The organism is Streptomyces sp. NPDC048479 (assembly GCF_040651435.1).
In the GTDB taxonomy this organism is placed as follows: Bacteria; Actinomycetota; Actinomycetes; order Streptomycetales; family Streptomycetaceae; genus Streptomyces.
Window position 1 is genome coordinate 171417 of sequence record NZ_JBEZKA010000017.1, and the last position, 18027, is coordinate 189443.

At 70.3% G+C, this 18027-nt stretch carries 18 protein-coding genes; 9 read left to right on the forward strand and 9 right to left on the reverse strand.

Annotated features, from left to right (window positions below):
* Nucleotides 1-97 precede the first annotated feature (97 nt).
* Complete coding sequence (locus AB0D12_RS25705) at nt 98-1465, reverse strand: FAD-linked oxidase C-terminal domain-containing protein (RefSeq protein ID WP_362687255.1); 1368 nt, start codon at nt 1463-1465, stop codon at nt 98-100.
* Between the two features lie 108 nt (nt 1466-1573).
* Between AB0D12_RS25705 and AB0D12_RS25710 the strand changes: the two genes are divergently transcribed.
* Nucleotides 1574-3199 (forward strand): tetratricopeptide repeat protein, encoded by a 1626-nt coding sequence (locus AB0D12_RS25710; RefSeq protein WP_362687258.1) that lies wholly within the window; start codon nt 1574-1576, stop codon nt 3197-3199.
* A 142-nt stretch (nt 3200-3341) separates the two neighbouring features.
* Here the strand turns inward: AB0D12_RS25710 and nthA are convergent, their stop codons facing one another.
* The 4 genes from nthA to hppD form a co-directional block, all read right to left on the reverse strand.
* Nucleotides 3342-3929 (reverse strand): nitrile hydratase subunit alpha, encoded by a 588-nt coding sequence (gene nthA, locus AB0D12_RS25715; protein WP_362687261.1) that lies wholly within the window; start codon nt 3927-3929, stop codon nt 3342-3344.
* Nucleotides 3926-4216, reverse strand: coding sequence for an SH3-like domain-containing protein (locus AB0D12_RS25720; protein WP_362687264.1), 291 nt, complete (start codon nt 4214-4216; stop codon nt 3926-3928). The genes nthA and AB0D12_RS25720 overlap by 4 nt, the downstream gene beginning before the upstream one ends.
* The gene (locus AB0D12_RS25725; protein WP_362687267.1) at nt 4209-4490 is read right to left on the reverse strand and encodes a hypothetical protein; all 282 of its coding nucleotides are present in this window, start codon (nt 4488-4490) and stop codon (nt 4209-4211) included. The genes AB0D12_RS25720 and AB0D12_RS25725 overlap by 8 nt, the downstream gene beginning before the upstream one ends.
* A gap of 142 nt (nt 4491-4632) precedes the next feature.
* Nucleotides 4633-5778 (reverse strand): 4-hydroxyphenylpyruvate dioxygenase, encoded by a 1146-nt coding sequence (gene hppD, locus AB0D12_RS25730; RefSeq protein ID WP_362687270.1) that lies wholly within the window; start codon nt 5776-5778, stop codon nt 4633-4635.
* Nucleotides 5779-5899: 121 nt separating this feature from the next.
* Between hppD and AB0D12_RS25735 the strand changes: the two genes are divergently transcribed.
* The 8 genes from AB0D12_RS25735 (at nt 5900) to AB0D12_RS25770 (ending at nt 12345) form a co-directional block, all read left to right on the forward strand.
* On the forward strand, nt 5900-6376 hold the full coding sequence (locus AB0D12_RS25735) for an Lrp/AsnC family transcriptional regulator (protein WP_362687273.1): 477 nt from the start codon (nt 5900-5902) through the stop codon (nt 6374-6376).
* A gap of 9 nt (nt 6377-6385) precedes the next feature.
* Nucleotides 6386-7033 (forward strand): ABC transporter permease, encoded by a 648-nt coding sequence (locus AB0D12_RS25740; protein ID WP_362687276.1) that lies wholly within the window; start codon nt 6386-6388, stop codon nt 7031-7033.
* Nucleotides 7026-8255: a betaine/proline/choline family ABC transporter ATP-binding protein gene (locus AB0D12_RS25745; RefSeq protein WP_362687279.1), complete on the forward strand. Its 1230-nt coding sequence runs from the start codon at nt 7026-7028 to the stop codon at nt 8253-8255. The genes AB0D12_RS25740 and AB0D12_RS25745 overlap by 8 nt, the downstream gene beginning before the upstream one ends.
* Complete coding sequence (locus AB0D12_RS25750) at nt 8252-9082, forward strand: ABC transporter permease (protein WP_362687282.1); 831 nt, start codon at nt 8252-8254, stop codon at nt 9080-9082. Before AB0D12_RS25745 ends, AB0D12_RS25750 begins: the two co-directional genes overlap by 4 nt.
* Complete coding sequence (locus AB0D12_RS25755) at nt 9082-10074, forward strand: glycine betaine ABC transporter substrate-binding protein (RefSeq protein WP_362687285.1); 993 nt, start codon at nt 9082-9084, stop codon at nt 10072-10074. The genes AB0D12_RS25750 and AB0D12_RS25755 overlap by 1 nt, the downstream gene beginning before the upstream one ends.
* Nucleotides 10075-10195: 121 nt before the next feature.
* The gene (locus tag AB0D12_RS25760) at nt 10196-10789 is read left to right on the forward strand and encodes a helix-turn-helix domain-containing protein (protein WP_362687288.1); all 594 of its coding nucleotides are present in this window, start codon (nt 10196-10198) and stop codon (nt 10787-10789) included.
* Between the two features lie 15 nt (nt 10790-10804).
* Complete coding sequence (locus tag AB0D12_RS25765) at nt 10805-10981, forward strand: hypothetical protein (RefSeq protein WP_362687291.1); 177 nt, start codon at nt 10805-10807, stop codon at nt 10979-10981.
* The gene (locus AB0D12_RS25770; protein ID WP_362687294.1) at nt 10978-12345 is read left to right on the forward strand and encodes an MFS transporter; all 1368 of its coding nucleotides are present in this window, start codon (nt 10978-10980) and stop codon (nt 12343-12345) included. The genes AB0D12_RS25765 and AB0D12_RS25770 overlap by 4 nt, the downstream gene beginning before the upstream one ends.
* Here AB0D12_RS25770 and AB0D12_RS25775 read toward each other — a convergent pair.
* The 4 genes from AB0D12_RS25775 to AB0D12_RS25790 all read right to left on the reverse strand — a co-directional run bounded on the left by AB0D12_RS25775 (nt 12275) and on the right by AB0D12_RS25790 (nt 18024).
* Nucleotides 12275-13063, reverse strand: a complete 789-nt coding sequence (locus AB0D12_RS25775; protein WP_362687297.1) for a S16 family serine protease — start codon at nt 13061-13063, stop codon at nt 12275-12277. The two genes, AB0D12_RS25770 and AB0D12_RS25775, sit on opposite strands and share 71 nt — an antisense overlap.
* Before the next feature lie 546 nt (nt 13064-13609).
* Complete coding sequence (locus tag AB0D12_RS25780; RefSeq protein ID WP_362687300.1) at nt 13610-14251, reverse strand: helix-turn-helix domain-containing protein; 642 nt, start codon at nt 14249-14251, stop codon at nt 13610-13612.
* 406 nt (nt 14252-14657) lie between these two features.
* Nucleotides 14658-16442 carry a DEAD/DEAH box helicase gene (locus AB0D12_RS25785; protein ID WP_362687303.1) on the reverse strand — a complete coding sequence of 595 codons (1785 nt, stop codon included), beginning with the start codon at nt 16440-16442 and terminating at the stop codon, nt 14658-14660.
* Nucleotides 16443-16557: 115 nt separating this feature from the next.
* Nucleotides 16558-18024 (reverse strand): MFS transporter, encoded by a 1467-nt coding sequence (locus AB0D12_RS25790; protein WP_362687306.1) that lies wholly within the window; start codon nt 18022-18024, stop codon nt 16558-16560.
* Nucleotides 18025-18027: the final 3 nt, after the last annotated feature.

Consider the following 18027-nt stretch of genomic DNA (forward strand, 5'->3'; position numbering starts at 1 on the left):
TATGCGGGGAGCCGGTTCCCGGGCCATCGGGCATTGGCCTTAGGCCTCTGGTCTCACATCGGTGCCACAGCGGTGCCGCATCGGTGCCGCATCGGCCTCAGAAGATCTTGCCGGGGTTGAGCAGGCCGAGCGGGTCGAAGGTCTGCTTGATGCCGCGCTGCATCTCCACGCCCACCGGGCCCAGTTCGCGCGCCAGCCACTCCTTTTTCAGTACGCCGACGCCGTGCTCTCCGGTGATCGTGCCGTCGAGCGCCAGACCGAGGGCCATGATCTCGTCGAAGGACTCGCGGGCGCGCCGGGACTCGTCCGGGTCGGCGTGGTCGAAGCAGACGACGGGGTGGGTGTTGCCGTCGCCCGCGTGCGCGCAGACGCCGATGGTGAGGCCGTACTTCTCGGCGATGGCCGCCGTACCCTCGATCATCGAGCCGAGCTTCGAGCGCGGCACACAGACGTCGTCGATCATCGTGGCCGATTTGACGGTCTCCAGGGCGGTGAGTGACAACCTCCTTGCCTGGAGGAGCAGTTCGGACTCGGCGACGGTGTCCGCGGGGACGACCTCGGTGGCGCCCGCCGCGCTGCACAGCTCGCCGACGGCGGCCAGATCGGCTGCCGGGTCCGGGGTGTCGAAGGCGGCGAGGAGCAGTGCCTCGGTGGTGTCCGGCAGACCCATGTTCGCCATGGCGTTGACGGCCCGGACGGTCGTACGGTCCATGAGCTCGAGGAGCGAGGGCGTGTGGCCGCGCTCCATGATCGCGCAGACGGCCTCGCAGGCGGCCGCCGCGGAATCGAACTCGGCGGCCAGGACCAGCTGCGCCGGCGGCTGCGGCCGGAGTGCGAGCACAGCTTTGACAACGATGCCGAGGCTGCCTTCGGAGCCGACGAAGAGCCGGGTGAGGTCGTAGCCTGCGACGCCCTTCGCGGTGCGGCGGCCGGTGGTGAGCAGGCGTCCGTCGGCGAGGACGACGTCCAGGCCGAGCACGTACTCCGCGGTCACTCCGTACTTGACGCAGCACAGGCCGCCGGACGCGGTGCCGATGTTCCCGCCGATGGTGCACATCTCCCAGCTGGAGGGGTCGGGCGGGTAGTAGAGCCCGTGTTCGTTGACGGCACGGGAGAGGACGGCGTTGACGACGCCCGGCTCGACGACCGCGATCCGGTCGACCGGGCTGATCTCCAGGATCCGGTCCATCTTGGTCAGGGACAGCACGATGCAGCCGTCCGAGGCATTGGCGGCGCCGGACAGCCCGGTACGGGCGCCCTGCGGGACGACGGGGACCCGCAGCGCGGTCGCGGTGCGCATCACGTGCTGGACCTGCTCCACGGTGCGCGGCAGGACGACGACGGCGGGGGTGCCCGCCTCGCAGAAGCTCGCCATGTCGTTCGCGTACGAGGCCGTGATGTCCGGGTCGATGATCAGGGCCTCGGCGGGCAGACCGGCACGCAGCCGGTCGAGAAGATCGTCCATGCTGCAAGCCTCGCACCAGGGGCCATCGGTGTGAACCCGTCTGCATTCCGCTTCGCACTACCGAGTGTGTTCTTCGTATCGACTGCTTACTGACGCACAGTGAGCGCCATGAAGAGCGAAACCATGAAGAACGCCGCGGTCGGCACGCTCGTCGGCGCGACGCTGGTCATCGGGGTGGTCATGCTCGCGCCGGGCTGGGGGGAGGACGGCCCGCCGCCGGCGCCGGGACCGGCCGCGCGGGCGATGGCCGCGGTGGGCGCGGGCGCTCCCGCCTCCCTCCCCGATCTGACCGCGCTCATCCGCGACCGCGAGAAATGGCTGGGGGCCCACCCCCTTGATGGGGAGTCGTGGGCGATGCTGGGGTCGGCGTATGTGGAGCGGGGCACGCAGCTGGCGGACCCGACGTACTACTCGCGGGCGGAGAGCGCGCTGCAGCGCTCGCTGGAGGTGCTCCCGGACCACGAGGGGAACGTCGACGCGCTGGTGGGTCTCGCGGCGCTGGCCAACGCCCGGCGCGACTTCGGCGCGGCGCGTACCTGGGGCGAGCGCGCGAGGAAGCAGAAGCCGGAGCGGTGGACGGTGTATCCGGTGCTGATCGACGCCTACAACGGCCTCGGCGACTACAAGGCCGCCGGCAAGGCGTTGGACAAGCTCCAGAAGCTGTACTCGGGCGGGCAGACGCTGGAGCTCGCCTCGCAGGTCATGCGGGAGCGGGGCTGGCGCGAGGACGCGGCGTCGGTGGCGTACAGCGCGGCCAAGTCCGCCGACGCACCCGCGGAGAAGGCGGCCGCACTGCAGCGGCTCGGCGAACTGGCCTGGGAACGCGGCGAACCGCAGGAGGCGCTGGAGCAGTACGACGCTGCGCTGCGGTTCGTGAGCGATCACCATCCGTCGCTGGCGGGGCGGGCACGGGCGCTGGCGGCGCTGGGGCGTACGGAGGAGGCCTTCCGCGACTACCAGGCGGCCCTCGGGCTGGCGCCACTGCCCGAATACGCGCTGGAGGCGGGCGAGTTGTACGAGTCGCTGGGGCTGGACGGGGATGCCAGCACGGAGTACGGGCGACTGCGTGCCCGCGCGGCGGAGGCGGAGAAGGACGGGGTGAACGAGGAGCTGGTGCTCGGCCGCTTCGAGGCGGACCACGGGGACCCGGAGTCGGCCGTACGGCGGCTGTCGGGCGAGTGGGTCCGGCAGCACCGGAGCGTGTACGTCGCGGACGCGCTGGGGTGGGCGCTGTACCGGGCAGGCAGGGCGAAGGAGGCGTTGCCGTACGCCAGGAGGGCGACCGGACAGGGGCTGCGGAGCGCACTGTTCGCGTACCACCGGGGGGAGATCGAGCGGGCGCTGGAGCAGTCCGGCGCGGCCCGGCGGCACCTGGGGGAGGCACTGCGGATCAACCCGTACTTCTCACCGCTGCTTGGCCCGGTGGCGCAGGACGCACTGAACGCGCTCGGGGAGCCGCCGCCGGGCGGGCCGAATGACGTGACAGGGGTGGACGAATCGGCAGCTGCGGGCGGGGCGAAGCAGCCTTCGCCGGAGCAGTCACCGCCGGGGCAGCAGCCTTCGCCGGAGCAGTCGGCGCCGCCGGAGCAGCCTTCGCCGGAGCAGTCGGCGCCGCCGGAGCAGTCGCCGCCGAAGCTGCAGCCGTCGGCGAATCCGGCTCCGCGCAAGCCGTCGGCGGAGGCCGGGACGGTGCCGCCGGCGAGCCCGGGGGCGTCAAAGCCGGTGCGGGACTGACGCGGCGGGCGCGCTGGGGGGGTACGGGTCGGGGGCGCGGGCGCAATGCGGGCGGGTCGCCCGCGGCGGGCCGTTCCCTCACCTCCGTCGGCGGACGAGTCCGGCACCTGCCTGGCCGGGGCAGTCGCCTGTGCGCCCCGTGCTAGACCGCCGCCGTGCCGATCAGGGCGTTGCGGGTCACCAGTGCCGCCAGTTCCGGTTCCGTCAGGGACTCCGTGCCGGCCGGGCGGCGGGGCAGGACCATGTAGCGGGTTTCCGCGGTGGAGTCCCAGACGGTGATCTCCGTGTCGGACGGCAGACGCAGGCCGAACTCCTCCAGTACGGCGCGGGGTTCGCGGACCACCCGGGAGCGGTAGGCCTCGCTCTTGTACCAGCTCGGGGACGGGCCCAGCAGCCGGATCGGGTAGCAGGAGCAGAGCGTGCAGACGATGACGTTGTGCGTGCGCTCGGTGTTCTCTACGACGTGCAGCCGCTGTGGCTGGACTCCTCCCGAGGACAGGCCGAGTTCGGCGACGGCCGCGGTCCCGTCGGCGAGCAGCCGGGCGCGGAAGTCCGCGTCGACCCAGGCCCGGGCCGTCACCCGCGCCCCGTTGGCCGGGGAGGCGCCGCTCAGGAAGGCGTCGAGGGCTTCGTCGAGCGCGGCGCCCGCGACGAGGCCGCGCTCCTCCAGGAGCGTCTCGAGGCGGCGTACGCGGCGGGAGATCAGGGCGTCGGAGTGGGTCCCGGTCACGGCTGTTCGTCCTCCAAGTAGCTCTCGAACAGGTCCAGTACGACGTGGTGGTCGCCGTCGCCCCACAGCTCCCGGGCGGCGAACCGTACGGCGTAGATCTGCTGGACGGGGGCGTCCTCGCGCCCCTGGGAGCGCACGTCGGCGAGCGGCGCGCGGCCCTCGGGCTCGACGACCGTGCCGTGCTTGCCGCGGGCGTAGCGGGGCAGCCGGGTGTGGTGCGGCGGATCGTGGTGCACGGTCCGCACCCGCGCGCCCGGCGGGAAGCGGTCGGTGGTCGCGTCAGTCATCGAGCTCACCCGCCGCGATGACGCCCTTGCGCTCCAGGAGGCTGACGATGCCGTGGAACCAGCGCTCGTAGTACGAGGCCGCGAGGTATTCGGCGGGCGGCATGGACTCGATCGCGTCGCGGAACTCGTCGAGGTTGAAGACCTTTCCGACGATGAGGGCGCGGTTCAGGGCGAAGACCCTGGCTTCCCAGTCGGCGTGGAAGGGCTCGGCGTCGTCGGTGGTGTCGATGGGCCCGAAGCCTTGCATCCCGCCGACGTCATTGATCCTGGCCATACGTCCAGCGTAGGGGTGCCCGGCGGATCGTGGCGCGCCTGCGGCGGACTGTCGGCCTTCGGCCGCATGTCCTCAAACGCCGGAGAGGCGAAAATCCAGCCTCTCCGGCGTTTGAGGCGCGGGGTTCGGGGCGGAGCCCCGGTTACAGGTTTCCGCGCTTCTCCTGCTCACGCTCGATCGCCTCGAAGAGCGCCTTGAAGTTGCCCTTGCCGAAGCCCATCGAGCCGTGCCGCTCAATCATCTCGAAGAAGACGGTCGGCCGGTCCTGGACCGGCTTGGTGAAGATCTGCAGCAGATAGCCGTCCTCGTCACGGTCGACGAGGATCTTCAGCTCGCGCAGCGTCTCGACGGGCACCCGGGTCTCGCCCGCCCACTCGCCGAGCGTGTCGTAGTACGAGTCGGGGGTGTCCAGGAACGCGACTCCCGCCGCCCGCATGGAACGTACGGTCGCGACGATGTCGTTCGTGGCGAGCGCGATGTGCTGGACGCCGGCCCCGCCGTAGAACTCCAGATACTCGTCGATCTGCGACTTCTTCTTCGCGATCGCCGGCTCGTTGATCGGGAACTTCACCTTCAGCGTGCCGTCGGCGACGACCTTCGACATGAGCGCGGAGTACTCGGTGGCGATGTCGTCGCCCACGAACTCCTTCATGTTGGTGAAGCCCATGACCTTGTTGTAGAAGGCCACCCACTCGTTCATCCTGCCGAGCTCGACATTGCCGACGCAGTGGTCGATGGCCTGGAAGGTGCGCTTGGCCGGCGGCTCGACGATCGAGTCGGCGGCGACGAAGCCGGGCAGGTACGGGCCGTCGTAGCCGGAGCGGTCGACGAGGGTGTGCCGGGTCTTGCCGTACGTGGCGATCGCGGCCAGCACCACCGTGCCGTGCTCGTCCTTGATCTCGTACGGCTCGGTGATGCCGTGGGCGCCGTGCTCGGTGGCGTACGCGTACGCGGCCCGCGCGTCCGGCACCTCGATGGCCAGGTCGACGACGCCGTCGCCATGCTCGGCGACATGGTCGGCGAGGAAGCGGCCCCAGTCGGTGGCGGGCTTGATCACGGAGGTCAGCACAAAGCGGGCGGCGCCGTTGGTGAGGACGTAACTCGCGGTCTCGCGGCTGCCGTTCTCCGGTCCGGAGTAGGCGACGAGCTTCATGCCGAAGGCCGTGGAGTAGTAGTGCGCGGCCTGCTTGGCATTGCCGACGGCGAAGACGACCGCGTCCATTCCCTTCACCGGGAAGGGGTCGGCCTCACGCGCGGTGGTCGGGGTGTGATCGATGGTCTCAGTCATATGGGCAGGCTCCACCCGATCCACAAGGTGCGCAATAGTTTGTGTTTCCGCTGGGCAATGTGCACAGCAATCAGGGACCATGACGGGGCTATCTGTACATGATGACCATTCGGGAGACGCCATGGCGATCGATCATCTGGACGGCCGGCTCATCGTGCTGCTCGCGCGTGAGCCGAGGATCGGCGTGCTCGAAGCGTCCCGCCGTCTCGGTGTGGCCCGTGGGACCGTGCAGGCGCGGCTGGACCGCCTTCAGTCCAATGGAGTCATCCGCGGTTTCGGCCCGAACGTCGATCCGGCGGCTCTCGGCTACCCGGTGACCGCCTTCGCCACGCTGGAGATCAAGCAAGGGCAAGGGGCCGATGTACGCGCCCATTTGGCGAGCGTTCCCGAGGTGCTCGAGCTGCACACCACCACCGGCCACGGCGACATGCTCTGCCGGCTCGTCGCCCGCTCCAACGCCGATCTCCAACGTGTGATCGACCGTGTTGTCGGTTTTGATGGCATCGTGCGGGCCTCGACAGCAATCGTCATGGAGAATCCCGTGCCCTTGCGGATCATTCCGCTGGTGGAGCAGGCCGCGGAGGACGAAAGCGTCTGAGGTGACGGTGTGAGCTTCTGGGATTACTTGGTCACCAGCCACCAGCAGCTGCTCACCGACGCTTACCAGCACGCCAGCGTCGTCTTCCAGTGCATGGTGATCGCCACGCTTCTCGGTGTGCTGACCGGCCTCGTCACCTATCACAGCGGCTGGGGCGGCAACCTCGCCATGACGTCGACAGCGATGATCCTCACCATCCCCTCGCTCGCCCTGATCGGTCTGCTGATCCCGATGGTGGGCCTCGGGGTGCCGCCGACCGTGATCACCCTGACGCTGTACGGGCTGCTGCCGATCGTCCGTAACTCCGTCGTCGGGCTGCGCGGCGTGGACCCCTCGCTCGTGGACGCCGCCAAGGGGATCGGGATGTCCCGGGTCTCCCGGCTCCTCAGAGTGGAGCTGGCGCTCGCCTGGCCGCCGATCCTGACCGGCATCCGGGTCTCCACGCAGATGCTGATGGGCATCGCCGCGATTGCCGCGTACGCCTCCGGGCCCGGCCTCGGCAATGAGATCTTCCGCGGCATCGCCTCGCTGGGCAGCGCCAACGCGCTCAACCAGGTGCTCGCGGGGACGATCGGCATCGTCATCCTCGCCCTGCTCTTCGACACCGCGTTGGTGGGCATCGGCCGTCTCACCATCTCGAGGGGGATCCGTGCCTGAATCCGCAGATTCAGGGGCCTCCATCGAGCTGGAGAACCTGACCAAGCGCTATCCCGGGAGCCCCGAGCCGGCCGTGGACAACGTGTCGATGGAGATCAAGGCGGGTGAGACGGTGATCCTGGTGGGTCCGTCCGGCTGCGGTAAGTCGACCACGCTGAAGATGATCAACCGGCTGATCGAACCGACGTCCGGGCGGATCAGGATCGGGGACGAGGACGTCACCGACATGGACCCGGTGAAGCTGCGGCGGAAGATCGGATACGCGATCCAGTCCTCCGGGCTCTTCCCGCATATGACGGTCGCGGAGAACATCGCCCTGGTACCGAAAATGCTCGGCCGGCCCAAGTCGAAGGTGAAGGACCGGGTCGAGGAGATGCTCGATCTGGTGGGGCTGGATCCGCGGGAGTTCCACGGGCGCTATCCGCGGCAGCTGTCGGGCGGCCAGCAGCAGCGGGTGGGCGTCGCGCGGGCGCTCGCCGCGGATCCTCCCGTACTGCTCATGGACGAACCGTTCGGGGCCGTAGACCCGATCACCCGCGATCATCTGCAGGACGAACTGATCAGGCTGCAGCACGAGTTGCACAAGACGATCGTCTTCGTCACGCACGACTTCGACGAGGCGATCAAGCTCGGGGACCGGATCGCGGTGCTGCGGGAGCGTTCGCACATCGCGCAGTTCGACACTCCGGAGGCGATCCTCACCAATCCGGCGGACGACTTCGTCTCCGGTTTCGTCGGCGCGGGTGCGGCACTCAAGCGGCTCAATCTCACCCGGGTGCGAGATGTCGAGATCGCGGAGTTCCCGACGGTGACCGTGGACGATCCGCTCCAGATTGTCTTCAACAAGCTGCGCAAGGGCCCGCACAACGAGGTGCTGATGCTGGACCGGCGGAACCGTCCGTACAAATGGCTGCGGCGCGGCGATCTGATGCGCGCCAAGGGGTCGCTGGCCAGGGCGGGGCAGCTGGTGCACGACACGGTGACCCGGGACGCGACACTGCACGACGCGCTGGAGGCGGTGCTCCTGGACTCCAGCGGGCGGGTCGCGGTGACCGGGCGGCGCGGCGAGTACATCGGGGTCGTCGACATGGAGACGCTGATGAACTCCGTACACGAGATGCTCGAGGCCGACCGGCTCATCGCCATCGAGCACCAGCACGATCTGGAGGAGCTGCGCCACCACCAGACAGAGGTGGAGCTGGAGGGCGGTGCGGGCGGATGAGTGCAGCTCCCGCCGGCCCGCCCGGCGAGCACGACGTCCTGGGCCATGCCTTCCCGGACGAGGAGGAGCCCCCGCCACCGGCTCCGGCGCCGAAGCGGCGGATCACCTGGCAGAAGCTGGTGGTGCTGCCTGCCGTGGTCGTCGTCGTCCTGCTGGTGACCTTCCTGTGGATCTCCAGCATCTCCCTCGACGTGATCGCCGAGAACTCCCTGTCGGGCGGCAATGTGCAGCTGCGGGTGTGGCAGCAGATCCAGCTCACCGCGATCTCCACCTTCTGGGTGCTGATCATCGCGATCCCACTGGGCATCGCCCTGACCCGGCGGGGCCTGAGCAGGGCCGCGCCGCTCGTCACCGCGATCGCCAACATCGGACAGGCGACCCCGGCCATCGGCCTGCTGGCACTGCTGGTGATCTGGCTGGGCATCGGCCCGTCGACGGCGATCGTCGGCATGGTGATCTACGCGGTGCTGCCGGTGCTCTCCAACACGGTGGCGGGTCTGAACGCGATCGATCCGCAGCTGGTGGAGGCCTCGCGCGGAATCGGCATGTCGGCGATGGGCACGCTGAGCAAGGTCGAACTGCCGCTCGCCGTACCGCTGATCCTCGCCGGCGTACGTACGGCCCTGGTCCTCAATGTCGGCACGGCCACGCTGGCCACCTTCGGCGGTGGCGGCGGCCTGGGCGACCTGATCACCTCGGGCATCCAGACCCAGCGGATGCCGGTGCTGATCCTCGGCTCGGTGCTGACCGTGGCGCTTGCGCTGCTGGTGGACTGGCTGGCCTCGCTGGCCGAGCTGCTGCTCACGCCGCACGGGCTGGAGGCGTGATGCGCTGCGTACGCGCGGCGCTGAGCGGGGCGGCGGCACTGGCGCTGACCCTGACCGGCCTGACGGGTCTGACCGGCTGCGGCCTCAAGAGCGGTTCGCCGCTGGTGGACGACGTGGCACCGGGTTCGGTCGGCAAAGGCGCACCGCTCAAGGGCGCCTCGCTGACCGTCACTTCCAAGAACTTCAGCGAGAACATCGTCCTCGGCCAGATGATCGGCCTGATCTTCAAGGCGGCGGGCGCGGAGGTTCTGGACCGTACGAATCTGCCCGGCTCGATCAGTGCGCGCGAGGCGATCGTCGGCGGCGACGCGGACGCGATGTACGACTACACAGGCACCGCCTGGATCACGTATCTGGGGCACCAGAAGCCGATCGTCAGCCCGCAGGCGCAGTGGCAGGCGGTGCACAACGAGGATCTGAAGAACGGCGTCACCTGGCTGCCGCAGTCCACGCTCAACAACACCTACACACTGGCGATCAGCAAGAAGAACAACGCGAAGTACCACCTCAGGACGATGTCGGACATGGCGGAGCTGTCGAAGAAGGACCCGTCGGCGGTGACGGTCTGCGTGGAGAACGAGTTCGCTTCGCGCGAGGACGGGCTGACGGGCATGGAGAAGGCGTACGGGATGGAGATCCCGGCCGGGAACATCATGAAGATGGACGCCGGGATCATCTACACGCAGGTGTCGAAGTCCAATTCGTGCCTGCTCGGCGAGGCGTACACCACGGACGGCCGGATCAAGGCGATGGACCTGGACACCCTCGCGGACGACAAGCACTTCTTCCCCAACTACAACGCGGCGCCGGAGATCCACAGCAAGACGATCGAGAAGTGGCCGGTGATCGCGAGTCTGCTCAACCCCCTCAGCGCGAGGCTGACCACGCAGATCGCGCAGGAGCTCAACGGGAAGGTGGATGTGGCGGGCGAGGACCCGCACAAGGTGGCGAAGGACTGGCTGATCCAGGAGGGCTTCATCAAGAACGGCTAGCCGCCCGGCCTCAAGGTCGCCGGCTCCAGGTTGCCGGGCCCCGGATGCAAAGGTCCGGTTGCAGAGATCCAGTTGCAAAGAAACCCTTGCAACCACTTCTTTGCAAGGCTACCTTTGCAACATGCCCGAGTCCGTACCGCGCAACTACCGCCCGCTCGACCCGCGCTCCCTGCGCGGCCTCGCCCACCCGCTGCGAATGCGCCTGCTGACCGCGCTGCGGCACGACGGCCCCGCCACCGCTTCCCAACTGGCCGACAAACTGGGCGAGTCCAGCGGTGCCACCAGCTACCACCTGCGCCAGCTCGCCGCGCACGGCTTCGTCGAGGACGACCCCGAACGGGGCAAGGGCCGGGAGCGCTGGTGGAAGGCCTCGGTGGACGGAACAAGCTTCGACGACTCCCTGTTCAGCGACCCCGACCCCGCCGTGCGCGGCGCCGCCGACCTCTTTCTGCACGAGGTCGCGACCGCGCACACCCAGGAGGTCGGCACCTGGCTCGGCACCGCACGCGAGTGGCCCGACGAGTGGCGCAGAAGCTCGGACGTGAGCGACTGGACCCTGCGACTGACGCCCGCACAGGCCTACGAGCTCAACGAAAAGGTCCACGAGCTCATCGAGAGCTACCAGGACTTGGCGCCGAGTACAGAGTCCGCCGAGTACAAGGACACCGCCCAGGTCCGTATGCACCTGCACGCCTTCCCGCGCTCCACCGACTGAGGGGAACCACCGGCCATGCACTCCGACATACATCTGCGGTTGCACGACCTGCGCGCCGCGGAGCTGCGGGACACGGCCCGCGTGCATCACCCGCCGCGCGAGGACCTCCGTACGCAACTGGGCTGGACACTCGTCGAGTTGGGGCTGCGACTGGTGCAGCAGCAACCCGCGCCGGCCGCGCGTATCGCATGACGGCCAAGGGGGGACGCGGGCCGCTCGCCACCGTGCTGGCGGCCAACGCCGTATCGATCACCGGCAATTCACTCACTCTCATCGGTGTCCCGTGGTTCGCGCTGCAGACCACGGGCAGCCCCGGCAAGGCGGGCCTGGTCGCCTTCTGTGCGACCCTGCCGGTCATCGTCTCGGCGATCACCGGAGGTCCGGTCATCGACCGGATCGGCCGTCGCCGGGTCAGCATCGCCTCGGACCTCCTCTGCGCGCTCGCGCTCGCCGCGATCCCGCTGCTGCACTACGCGGGCGTACTCGAATTCTGGATGCTCTGCGCGCTGATGGCCGTCACCGGGCTCTTCCACGCACCCGGCGAAACCGCACGATATGTCCTCATACCCGACCTCGCGAAGGCGGCGTGCACGCCCCTCGCCCGGGCCGCGAGCCTCTTCGACGCGGTCTCGCGCGGAGCCAGGATGGCCGGGGCGGCACTGGCCGGCCTCCTCATCGCACTGACCGGCGCGGAGGCGGTGCTGCTGCTGGACGCCGCGACCTTCTGCGGATCCGCGCTGCTGATCTTCCTGGGCGTACGGGGGCTGAGCGCGGCCGAGCCCCGGCGGGGGGCGGCACCCGTCTCGCTCGCCGCGTACCGGGGCGAGCTGCGCGAAGGGTACGCCTTCCTGCTGCGCACCCGGCTGCTGCTGGGCGTCATGGTGATGGTGATGCTCACCAACGGCCTTGACCAGGGCTGGAGTTCAGTACTGCTGCCGGTGCACGCCAAGGAAGACCTCGGCGGTGCCCGGGACCTGGGCCTGCTGGTCGCGGCCTTCGGCGGCTGCGCCCTGCTCGGCGCGCTGCTCTACGGCGCGATCGGGCACCGCTTCCCGCGGCGGGCGCTGTTCACCGTCGCGTTCATACTCTGCGGGCTGCCGAGGTTCGTGGTGGCGGCGCTGGTGGACGGCACGGCGCCGCTCGCCGTGACAATGGCGGTGGGCGGGCTGGGCGCCGGGATGCTCAACCCGATCCTCACCACGATCATGTACGAGCGCGTCCCCGAGGAACTGCGCAGCCGGGTCGCGGGCGCAACCACCGCGGGAGTGCTGCTGACCTCGCCGCTCGGCGGTCTGGCGGCGGGCTACCTCATCGAGCAGGCAGGACTTGCGACCGCGCTACTCGTCTTCGGCGGGGCGTACTTCCTGACGACGCTGGCTCCGGCGGTGTTCCCGAGCTGGCGGGAGATGGACGCGGGCGGGCGGGGGATGGACGCGGGCGGGCGGGCCGGGACGCACACGGGGCGGACTCCTTCGGCTGCGGACCTCAGCAGCTCGGAACCTTCCCGCCCTTCTCCAGCGCCCGAAGGGAGTCCACCGCGCCCTTCAGCGTCGTGACGGGGATCAGCCGCAGCCCGCCGGGCAGTTCGGCCTTCGCGTCGGTGCACTCGTCCTTGGGAACGAGGAAGACGCTCGCCCCGTCGCGCTTGGCGGCCTGAGTCTTCAGCGACACTCCGCCGACCGCGCCGACCTTGCCGTCGGCGGTGATCGTGCCCGTACCGGCGACATTGCGGCCACCGGTGAGATCGCCGCCCGCGCCGTCGCCGGCGAGCTTGTCGACGATGCCGAGCGAGAAGAGCAGCCCGGCACTGGGCCCGCCGACATCGGCGAGATGGAGCTTGACCTTCACCTTGGACGGGTCCTTGTGGAGATAGGAGAGCGCCGCCTGGGTGGCGACGTCCTGCGACTTCTCCATGTCCTCGACATTGTGCCGGGCGATCTCCTCGTCGGACTTGCCGGACGGATAGACGGAGTCGTGCGGCAGGATCGCACGGTTCGTGCTGAACCATGCGTCGACGACATCGCCGAGGCCGACCTCGGCGGACGGCCCGGTCGCCACGATCGTCGTCATCCGCAGCGCACCTTCGGTCTTACGTGTGGGCGCACCGGAGACGGTGATGATCGGCTTGCCCTGGTCCTTGCCGAGCACGTTCGCGGTCATCCCGGGCTCCGCCACGGCATACGGCAGCGGCGCGAGCCCGGCGACGGCGAAGAGCGCGACGACGGGGAGGGCGCAGAGGGCGATGGCGCGGGGGCGCGTGAGACTGGAGAGCACGGTGTCAATCTATCTGCCGCCGGAGTAGGGGCGCGGGGGCTGCGGCGGGGCGGTGCGCGAGGTCGCCGGCCGTACCCCACCGGCCGCAGGCGTGCCCGCCGCCCGTGGGGGCCGGGCCAGCTGACCGTTACCCATGGTTGCAAGCGTGCGGACGCCCTGCAGAGGGTGCGGGCCGTCCGCACCGCCGGGCGGTGCGGCGCTCCTGCCGGGTGCGCGGGATCGTTCACCGGGTCAGCGGACGCGCAGGGGTCGTGTCCGAGACGTAGACGTCGCAGCTCGCGCGCAGCGCGGTGACCACGCGGCGGAGCCGCATATCGGATGCAGCGCAGTCCCGTATACGAGCCCCGGAGCGGCCCCAGACGGCCACCGCGCGAGACCGGGCACGCCCAATCACCCGGGACCCGCGTCCCGCAAGGGGACCCGCACCCCGGGCAACCCCGACCGCACCCCGCAAGGGGACCCGCACCCCGGGCCACCCCGACCGCACCCCGCAAGGGGACCCGCACCCCGGGCCACCCCAACCCGCACCCCGCAAGGGGACCCGCGTCAGCGCAACGCGTCCGCCACCTCGCGCGCCGCGTCCACCACCCTCGGCCCCACCCTCTCCGGCACCGAGTCCGCCAGCATCACCACGCCCACGCTGCCCTCTATCCCTGTCACCCCCACCAGCGCCGCGGCCGCACCACTCGCGCCCGCCTCCAGTTCGCCGTGGGTGAGCGTGTACCCGGGCTCGTTCGACTTGCTCTGCCGGGCCGCGAGGATCGCCTTGCCCGCCGCGCCCCGGTCCAGCGGATGGCGGAAGCCCGCCCGGTAGGCGACGTGGTAGTCCGTCCAGGTCGGCTCGACGACGGCGACCGCAAGGGCCTCCGCGCCGTCGACGAGGGTGAGATGAGCCGTGGCCCCTATGTCCTCCGCGAGCGAGCGCAGAGCCGGCATCGCGGCCTCCCGCACCAGCGGGTGCACCTGGCGGCCGAGGCGCAGCACGCCGAGGCCCACCCTGGCGCGGCCGCCCAAGTCACGGCGGACGAGGGCGTGCTGCTCCAGGGTGGCGAGCAGACGGTAGACGACGGTGCGGTTGACGCCGAGTTTGGTGGACAACTCGGTGACGGTCAGCCCGTGGTCGGTGTCGGCGAGCAGCTTGAGGACACGTAGTCCTCTGTCGAGCGTCTGGGAGGTTTCCGCGGTCACGACGCCCTCTCCTTCGGAGTGAGTGACGGCGGTCCTCGACGGAAACTGCGACACCGGTCCCACGGCGACGCACCCCAGAGGCCGCCGGCAGGACAGGCACACCGGCTGCGCTCCGCGGCGGCGCTGCCACGGGGCGTATGCAATGCGGGGACAGTAGCGACCAGGTTCGCTCAGCGGAAGACCTCGTCCAGAATCCGGGCGCCGCTCCCTTGTCCCGCGGGATGAGCGGGGCCGGGGCGCACTCGTGCGCCCGGGCCCTGTTCGACATCCGTACACGCGACACCGCGTACCGACCCACCGGCCCATCGACCCACCGGCTCACCGACCCACCGGCTCACCGACCCACCGACCCACCGGCTCACCGGCTCACCGGCTCACCGACCCACGAGGTCACCGACCCACCGGCTCACCGCATACGCGTGGCCCACTCCTGTACCTTCTTGATCCGCTCCCGGATCTGCCCTGCCGTCGCCTCCGCGCTCGGCGGCCCACCGCACACCCGCCGCAACTCCGTATGAATGACGCCATGCGGCTTTCCGCTCTGGTGGACGTACGCGCCGACCATCGTGTTCAGCTGCTTGCGCAGTTCGAGGAGCTCCTTGTGGGAGACCACGGGCCGCCGCTCGGCGGGCAGTTCCAGCAGATCGGCCTCGTCGTCGGGCTTCTTGCGGCTGTGCGCGATCTGCCGTGCCTGGCGCTTCTGGAGGAGCAGCTGCACCTGGTCGGGTTCGAGGAGCCCGGGGATGCCGAGGTAGTCCTGCTCCTCCTCGCTCCCCGGGTGCGCCTGCATACCGAACTCGGCGCCGTCGTACAGCACGCGGTCGAAGACCGCGTCGGACTCGAGGGCCTCGAAGGGGAGCATGTCCTGTTCCCCGGTGTCCTCGTCCTGCTGCTTCTCGGCCTCCGCCATCTCCTTCTCGGACTCGGCGTACGGGTCCTCGTCGCCGTCCTTCTTCGGCTTGTCGAGCACGTGGTCGCGCTCGACCTCCATCTCGTTGGCGAAGCCGAGGAGGTTCGGGATGGTCGGCAGGAAGACGGACGCGGTCTCGCCGCGCCGCCGGGACCGTACAAAACGCCCCACGGCCTGCGCGAAGAAGAGCGGCGTCGAGATGGTGGTGGCGTACACCCCCACCGCGAGGCGCGGTACGTCGACGCCCTCGGACACCATGCGGACCGCGACCATCCAGCGGTCCTCGTTCTCGCTGAACTCCTCGATCCGCTGGGAGGAGGCGGCTTCGTCGGAGAGGACGATGGTGGCCTTGGTGCCGGTGATCTCGCGGATCAGCTTGGCGTACGCACGGGCCGAGTCCTGGTCGGAGGCGATGACGAGACCGCCGGCGTCCGGGATGCCCTTCCTGACTTCCGTCAGCCGCTTGTCGGCAGCCCGGAGCACATTCGGCATCCAGTCGCCGCGCGGGTCGAGCGCGGTGCGCCAGGCCTGGGAGATGGCGTCCTTGGTCATCGGCTCACCGAGGCGGGCGGCGATCTCGTCACCGGCCTTGGTGCGCCAGCGCATATTGCCGCTGTAACTCAGAAAGATCACGGGCCGGACGACGCCGTCGCCCAGCGCATTGCCATAGCCGTACGTGTAGTCCGCAGCGGACCGCCGAATCCCGTCGTTCCCCTCCTCGTACTGCACAAAGGGAATGGGATTGGTGTCGGACCTGAAGGGCGTACCGGTCAGCGCGAGCCGCCGGGTCGCGGGATCGAACGCCTCCAGGCACGCCTCGCCCCAGGACTTGGAGTCACCGGCGTGGTGGATCTCGTCGAGGATGACGAGGGTCTTGCGCTGCTCGCAGCGGTTGCGGTGCAGCATGGGCCGTACGCCGACACCGGCGTACGTCACCGCCACCCCCTGGTACTCCTTGCTCAGCGGCCCGGCGCTGTACTCCGGGTCCAGCTTGATCCCTACCCGCGCCGCCGCGGCCGCCCACTGCTTCTTGAGGTGCTCGGTGGGGGCGACGACGGTCACTTGCTGCACGACGTGGTGGTGCAGCAGCCAGGAGGCGAGGGTGAGCGCGAAGGTGGTCTTGCCGGCGCCGGGGGTGGCGACGGCGAGGAAGTCCCGTGGCTGCTCCTGGAGATAACGCTCCATGGCGCCCTGCTGCCAGGCACGCAGCTTGTTGGCGGTACCCCAGGGCGCACGCCCGGGGAAGGCGGGTGAGAGGTGGTGGGAGGCGGTAGTAGTCACGGTCTCCGGTTCAAGGCTCTCGGCAGCACGGGATCAGATACGACAACCGGGCCACCCTACCGGGGAGCGACGGGCGGGCCCGGCCAAACGAGGCCGGGTCCGCCCAGGGTGCGACTCAGCTCACATCGCACCTCGTCCCGACCCACGCCCCCACCAGCGCCACCGCCGCCATCGGCAGGAACACCGCCGCAAACGCCCCCGGGTGCGAGCCCGAAGCCCCCACCGCAACGTGCGCCGTCCCCACCGCTCCCCCGCCGAGCGCCGCGAAAGCCGCGCCGCCCGCCGCCAGCAGCAGGACGTTCGACAGCCCGTCCGAGATCTGCAGCGCCGCCGAGTTCGCGCCCGCCTCCTCCGGCGCCGACAGCTTCAGCAGCAGCACGCTCGTCGAAGCGAGCACCATGCCCATGCCGAAGCAGCCGACCCCCCACGCGACCCCGACGATCCACACCGGAACCGAGGCGATCAGCACGCTCGGCGCGGTCGCGATCGCCGCCGCGACCAGCACCATGCCCAGCACCATCAGCCGCTCCCGGTGCGGCTCGAGACGCGGCCGGGCCTGTACGTACGAGCCCAACGCCCAGGTCGCCCCGCCGACCGCCAGCGACAACCCGGCCATCGTCGGCGACAGCCCGCGCTGAGTGACCAGCATCAGCGGTACGAAGGACTCCGCCGCGATGAAGGACCCGGCCGCGACACCCCGCAGCAGCACGACGGACGGCAGCCCGCGCACCGCCCGGCACGTCCCGCGCGGCAGCAGCCCGCGCACCGCCGGCACCAGCAGCGCCGCGCCTGCCGCAGCCGGGAGCAGCGAGAGCCACCTCACGTCCTGGCCCGCGTACTGCAGCAGTCCGGCACCCACCGAGATGCCCAGCGCCAGCCGGATCCGCCGTCCGTCGAAGGGCTGCGGCGCGGAGGGATCGGCGGGCCCGGACGCCATCCGCCGGATCGCGGGCAGCGCGAGCGCCAGCGGGAAGACGACGAGCACCGGGATGCCGATGAACACCCAGCGCCAGCCGAGGTGTTCGGTGACGGTCCCGGAGGCGAGCGGGCCCACGACCGAGGGGACCACCCAGCTCGCGGCGAACGCGGCCATGATCGACGGCCGCAGCCGTTCCGAGTAGGCGCGGCTGACGACCACGTACAGCGCGACGATCACCAGCCCGCCGCCGAGCCCCTGGACCGCCCGCCCGACGATGAACAGCCACATCGCACTCGCGGTCCCGGACAGCAGCAGCCCCGCGCCGAAGGCCGCTATCCCGGCGGCGAGCGGCCGCAGCGGCCCGTCGCGGTCGGCCCACTGCCCCGAGAGCACCATCGCGAAGAGGCTGGTGGTGAAGTACGCGGAGAAGGCGAAGGCGTACAGGGGGATGCCGTGCAGCTCCCGCGCCGCGACCGGCATCGCGGTGCCGACGGCGGTCGCCTCGAAGGCGATCAGCACGACGACGGAGACGATGCCGACGCTGAGCGCGCGATGCGATCTGCCGAGAACGCCGCCCCGGTCGTCGTCCGGGGCGGCGGGGGCTTCGGCTCTGTCCGCGGGCGGCGGCGTGACCTCGGCGTCACCGGGTTCCAGGGCGGTCATGGG

Bases quoted from the DNA above. Each gene is read 5' to 3' on its own strand.
- AB0D12_RS25705 (WP_362687255.1), bottom strand. From the start codon at position 1,465: ATGGACGATCTTCTCGACCGGCTGCGTGCCGGTCTGCCCGCCGAGGCC.
- AB0D12_RS25710 (WP_362687258.1), top strand. From the start codon at position 1,574: ATGAAGAGCGAAACCATGAAGAACGCCGCGGTCGGCACGCTCGTCGGC.
- AB0D12_RS25720 (WP_362687264.1), bottom strand. From the start codon at position 4,216: ATGACTGACGCGACCACCGACCGCTTCCCGCCGGGCGCGCGGGTGCGG.
- AB0D12_RS25725 (WP_362687267.1), bottom strand. From the start codon at position 4,490: ATGGCCAGGATCAATGACGTCGGCGGGATGCAAGGCTTCGGGCCCATC.
- hppD (WP_362687270.1), bottom strand. From the start codon at position 5,778: ATGACTGAGACCATCGATCACACCCCGACCACCGCGCGTGAGGCCGAC.
- AB0D12_RS25735 (WP_362687273.1), top strand. From the start codon at position 5,900: ATGGCGATCGATCATCTGGACGGCCGGCTCATCGTGCTGCTCGCGCGT.
- AB0D12_RS25750 (WP_362687282.1), top strand. From the start codon at position 8,252: ATGAGTGCAGCTCCCGCCGGCCCGCCCGGCGAGCACGACGTCCTGGGC.
- AB0D12_RS25755 (WP_362687285.1), top strand. From the start codon at position 9,082: ATGCGCTGCGTACGCGCGGCGCTGAGCGGGGCGGCGGCACTGGCGCTG.
- AB0D12_RS25760 (WP_362687288.1), top strand. From the start codon at position 10,196: ATGCCCGAGTCCGTACCGCGCAACTACCGCCCGCTCGACCCGCGCTCC.
- AB0D12_RS25765 (WP_362687291.1), top strand. From the start codon at position 10,805: ATGCACTCCGACATACATCTGCGGTTGCACGACCTGCGCGCCGCGGAG.
- AB0D12_RS25770 (WP_362687294.1), top strand. From the start codon at position 10,978: ATGACGGCCAAGGGGGGACGCGGGCCGCTCGCCACCGTGCTGGCGGCC.
- AB0D12_RS25790 (WP_362687306.1), bottom strand. From the start codon at position 18,024: ATGACCGCCCTGGAACCCGGTGACGCCGAGGTCACGCCGCCGCCCGCG.